General features: G+C 59.5%; 3 protein-coding genes. 1 reads left to right on the top strand and 2 read right to left on the bottom strand.

Annotated elements, in window-relative coordinates; all coding sequences use genetic code 11:
* Positions 1–133 precede the first annotated feature (133 nt).
* Positions 134–1,360, bottom strand: a complete 1,227-nt coding sequence (locus B7449_RS12285; RefSeq protein WP_025440199.1) for an IS256 family transposase — start codon at positions 1,358–1,360, stop codon at positions 134–136.
* 149 nt (positions 1,361–1,509) lie between these two features.
* On the bottom strand, positions 1,510–2,949 hold the full coding sequence (locus tag B7449_RS12280) for a DUF6880 family protein (RefSeq protein ID WP_048883663.1): 1,440 nt from the start codon (positions 2,947–2,949) through the stop codon (positions 1,510–1,512).
* A 919-nt stretch (positions 2,950–3,868) separates the two neighbouring features.
* Here B7449_RS12280 and B7449_RS12260 point away from each other — a divergent pair.
* Positions 3,869–4,818 (top strand): IS630 family transposase gene (locus B7449_RS12260; RefSeq protein WP_373321516.1). Its coding sequence is split into 2 segments (ribosomal slippage): positions 3,869–4,211 and positions 4,211–4,818, totalling 951 coding nucleotides; the frame shifts between segments, so codons are not numbered across the junction.
* Positions 4,819–4,902 lie beyond the last annotated feature (84 nt).

The raw sequence follows: 4,902 nt of genomic DNA, 5'->3' as shown, positions 1-4,902 counted from the left end.
GGATGCTGAGGAGTTGAATGTCAGTGAAGGAAACCATCATGCGTTCCGTAATGCTGATCACATCAAACCGGCTGATCGTGAACATCAGGGACTGTCAGGAATTTCGTGTAAGAGGCGTTGTTCACGTTATTGATCAGACGGTGGCGCGGGCGAAGCGGTCACCGAAGAGAATGGCGAACTGGGCCTTTGCCATGGACCATTCCCTTGGGGGCATGATCCATTCTTTCTCGGCTCGATTCAAGGCCAGAAAGAAGAGCTTGAGGGCCGCATCGTCATTGGGGAAATGCCCTCTGGCCCGGACGGCCCGCCTGAGCTTGGCGTTCAGCGCTTCTATGGCATTGGTCGTATAGACCAGTTTCCGGACGTCGGCAGGGAAGGCGTAGAAGGGAATGACCTCCTCCCAGGCCCGCTCCCAGGACTGTACGATCGCTGCGTATTTCCGACCCCAGGGGCTTTCGGCAAAGGCAGCCAGAGCGGTTTTTCCAGTCTCGGCGTCCACCGCCCGGTAGATATCCTTCAGAGCCGTGGCCACGGATTTGCGATCTTTCCAGGCGACGAAATCCAGCGAATGGCGCAGCAGGTGAACGATGCAGGTCTGCACCAGGGCTTCGGGAAAAACCGCGCGGATGGCGTCGGGAAAGCCCTTGAGCCCATCAACCATGGCCAGCAGGATATCCTCGACGCCACGATGGCGTAGCTCGTTCATGACACGGAGCCAGAATTTGGCGCCCTCGTTCTGCTCGATCCACAGGCCGAGGACCTCCTTCGTGCCGTCGGCGCGTATGCCCAGGGCGATATGCACCGCCTTGTTGCGCACCATGCCTTCGTCACGGATCTTCACCCGCAGGGCATCGAAGAACACCACCGGATAGACCACCTCCAGCGGCCGGTTCTGCCAGGCTGCCACTTCGTCCAGAACGGCGTCGGTGATGACGCTGATCAGGTCCGGCGAAGCTTCCATCCCATAGATTTCAAGCAGATGGCCCTGGATCTCACGTACGCTCATCCCACGCGCATACATCGAGATGACTCGATCGTCGAAGCCGGGAAACCGCCGCCGGTAGCGGGCGATCAGTTGCGGATCGAACGTTCCCGCCCGATCACGGGGGATGTCCAGCCGTACCCGACCGGCATCCGTCAGCACCGTCTTCTGCCCATAGCCATTGCGACAGTTCGGGCGACCAGCCACAGCCTCGCCGGCCAGATGGTGGTCCAGTTCTGCGTTGAGCAACCGCTCCGCCAGGGCTTTCTTCATATCGCCCAGAAGGGCATCTGCGTCTGACATCGTGCGGACCACGCGGCCAGCCAGAACCTGGTCCAGAACATCGTCAGGGATGATGGGTTTCTTGCGTCGGGCCATGATGCTGCTCCTTCTTTCGCATCAAACGCCCAAACACGAAATTTAGGATAGGCCCTGAACATCATGAAGCAGGTCGACGAAATCCTTGATTACGCCGATGACGTTTCACAACCTGACAGACATTCAGCTGCCCCTATCGCTGTCTTTAATTATTCACCGATCAGCGACCAGAAACCCAGCTTGCGCTTATTCTGCGCTTTCAAGCGGGTCATAAAGGCTTCATGGGTTTCCATGCCGTTTGTCGCTGTCAGCAGTTGTGCAAGCAGCCGACAGGAGGCGAGATCCTTCGCCGCATAGGAATAATAGCGGGAAAGCGCCTTATTCAGCACGGCCTCGACCAGCAGGCGGTAAAGAAGGGTCGCCTCATTGGGATACGATTCAGACAGACGATCCGCAGCCGGACGTAGTGTTCCGTAATCACGCCCGTCCAGTTCTGCCGTATGCTCCCGCACGAGACGGGCAGCAGCGTCGAGCGCTGGCCATTTAAGAAGAGTGGAAAGGGCTACGCCCCTGACCGGGAAATTACGGATGTGATTGAGTGCCTGTTCTTCAGCATCAATCGCATCGTAATCGCTGAGATGGCGTTGGTATGCCTGCCAGTGCGGCAGACTCAGGCGTTCCTGAAAGACTTTCCATCGCAGGGACTGGGCTGTGTCGCGGTCGCCCACGGCTTCGCACGCTTCGATCCGAAGATCGTCATTTTCCCAGCGGAACCGGGGCGTCTCCTCAGTCTCCCGGTCGAGCCATTCGAGCGCCTCATGGGCACGCTCCTTGTCCAGCAGGCGACGTGCAACATCGCCGATAGAAGAGGACTGACGTTCACTCAGGTTGACTGCTTCGATATAGGCATCGACGTCACCTATTGCATCGGCCAGATCCTTCAGATGACCGAGGGTCTGCATGCGCGCAAAGTCGGTACGATAGTCTCCCTTCGCATTTGAGGCGGGAAGGTCGTGCAGTCGTGCAAGCAGCGTGTTTCTGAGTATGGCCGCGCCCGGCTTCCCCAGTGCTTCACCGCACGAGACAAGCAGGTGGTCACAGGTGCCATACCCGTCGTTATCGAGAAGTGTGAGCATATCCCTGACAGTGACAGCCGGATCCCGACCAGCCTGTCGTCCCCAGAGGGAGCCAAGATCGGAGGCCGCTTCGCGAAACACATCTGACAGGTAACCGGAACTGTCATCAGAGCGCTCATAGACGGAAGGAGCAAGTTCCACGAGAAGACGCATGGCGGAAATGGCCTGCCCGACATCCGTCGTTGCAACATCTTTGAGAATGGATTGCCGTAAGGCATCGAGCTCGGTCGTAAGGGGTTTGATCCGGTCCCAGGGCAGGAATCCACGGGAACGCTGGATCGTTCGCAGCCTCTTTTCGATCTCCTTGCCGAGTTTGTCTTTCGCATGAGTGGCTGTCAGCGCCATGCGCAGCTTCCGGGTGAGCACGGCATCCTGTTCCGACAGTTCGACCAGAAGGTCTGCAAGCCGATCCGCACCAAGGGCTTTCAGATTGTCTTTCGTGACGGTCGTGCCAACTTTCGCGGATGCGGCGGATTTGCGGGTGGCAGGTTTTGTAGAAGGAGTGCGGACCATGAATGCAGATTATGACAGCGACACAGGGGACGCAATCAAAAGCCGTTATCAGGAAAAAGAGGAAAAAAGCTAATGGCTCCGCCCTCGCGCCGGTAAGGGTTCGCGTCAGCGCGCTGACGCCGTCCGATGGGGTGTCCCCGATCTTCCTGCGCTCCGTGCAGACCGGGCGATACCCCGCCTCATCGCTCATCCTTGCCGTTGCTGCCCCGCTGCTCGCCGCGAGGCAGAGGAACAGCGGGGGCTGTTCCTCGCGGAACAAAGGGCAAAGATCATGACCGGCAACATCACCACGGTGACCGATTTCCGCAACGCCATCCTCAACGGCGACAGCGTGCAGCTTATGCGCACTGGCTCCGGCCGGCCTTCAACCAGATGCACCATGTCCTGAAATGGGGCGGCTTTGCTGTCAGCTTCTACGGTTGGAACCGGATTGATTTATTCGCCGCTGCCCGGCGCGTACGGCGCTCGCCGGCGGGGCCGGCTCGCGGAGAGTATGGCTGGAAAGAGGACGTTATTGGTTCGGGGATCACAACGCTGCCAAGACAACGCGCCGCGTCCACGGCGCGAGCGGAAGGCACCAACAGTGGGTGCCTCGGTTATAGTCCGGCGTGCTCCGCGCGCTGTCCTGGACTGTAAAAGCATAACAGGAAAGTCCATCGCTATGACGGTCCCGATGGCATCCATCTCGTGCTGGACCGCGATTCTGGCGTGCTACGCATCGTCGTTGTGGTCGATCGGCCGCCCGATGCACCGGGAACCTGGTACGTCATTGAAGACGGGTACCTTACGACCCGTCTGGCTTGTGTCGCGCGCTTCGGCCGCCTGCTAGAGCGTTTTCTGTGCGGTTTGAATCATAGAGGATTCCCATTGGTCGCGTGATCTGATTCAAGATGGTAGCCGGGTGGGGGGCCGGCTTTGGATGTCATCACGCACGCTGTCTCTGGATCTCCGCGACCGTGTTGTCGCGGCGGTTTCGAATGGTATGTCCCGCCGCCAGGCGGCTGAACGGTTTGGTGTCAGTCCGGCGAGTGCGATCCGCTGGTGTTCGTTGTCCGCCGCGACCGGCAGTCCTGCCGCCAAGCCGCGTGGCGGGGACCGCCTGTCACACAGGATCGAGGCGCAGGCAGGGCGTATCCATGCTCTGATCGCCGAGAAGGACGATCTGACATTGGCCGAAATCCGTGCCCGACTGGCTGATGACGGGCATCACTTCGCGATCGGCACGCTGTGGCGTTTCTTCGCACGTCACCGGATCACATGGAAAAAAAGACCGCTCACGCGGCGGAGCAGGACCGGCCGGACATCCTGACACGACGACAGGACTGGTTCGATGCCCAGCCCGATCTCGATCCAGCGCGGCTGGTTTTCATCGACGAAACCTGGGCCTCCACGAATATGGCACGGCGCTACGGGCGGTGTTTGCGTGGCCAAAGACTGCGCTCCGCCGTGCCGCATGGTCATTGGAAAACCACGACGTTCATCGCCGGGTTGCGACTGACCGGCATCGTGGCGCCAATGGTGCTGGATGGTCCGATCAACGGCCGCAGCTTCCAGACCTATGTTGATCGTATCCTTGTGCCCGACCTACGGCCCGGCGACATCGTCATCATGGATAATCTCGGCTCGCACAAGGGCCCGGGCGTCCAGGCCGCGATCGAAGCGGCAGGCGCCACCGTGCGCTATCTCCCGCCCTACAGCCCCGATTTCAATTCCATCGAAAAAGCCTTCTCCAAACTCAAGGCCCTTCTCCGCAAAGCCGCAGAACGCACACGTGATGCTCTGTGGGACAGGATCGGCACACTGATCGATCAGATCTCACCAAAAGAATGCGCAAACTTCTTCACCGCAGCAGGATATGAGCCAGATTGAGAAGAAAACGCTCTAGCCGGCCAGACGCCCGGCTCCTTCCCGGGAGTGTCCTGAAGTCTGTGTATCTGACCTGGCCCACGGTTG

This window comes from Komagataeibacter intermedius TF2 (assembly GCF_000964425.1).
Classification (GTDB): domain Bacteria; phylum Pseudomonadota; class Alphaproteobacteria; order Acetobacterales; family Acetobacteraceae; genus Komagataeibacter; species Komagataeibacter intermedius.
This window is presented reverse-complemented; position numbering and strand designations above follow the sequence as displayed.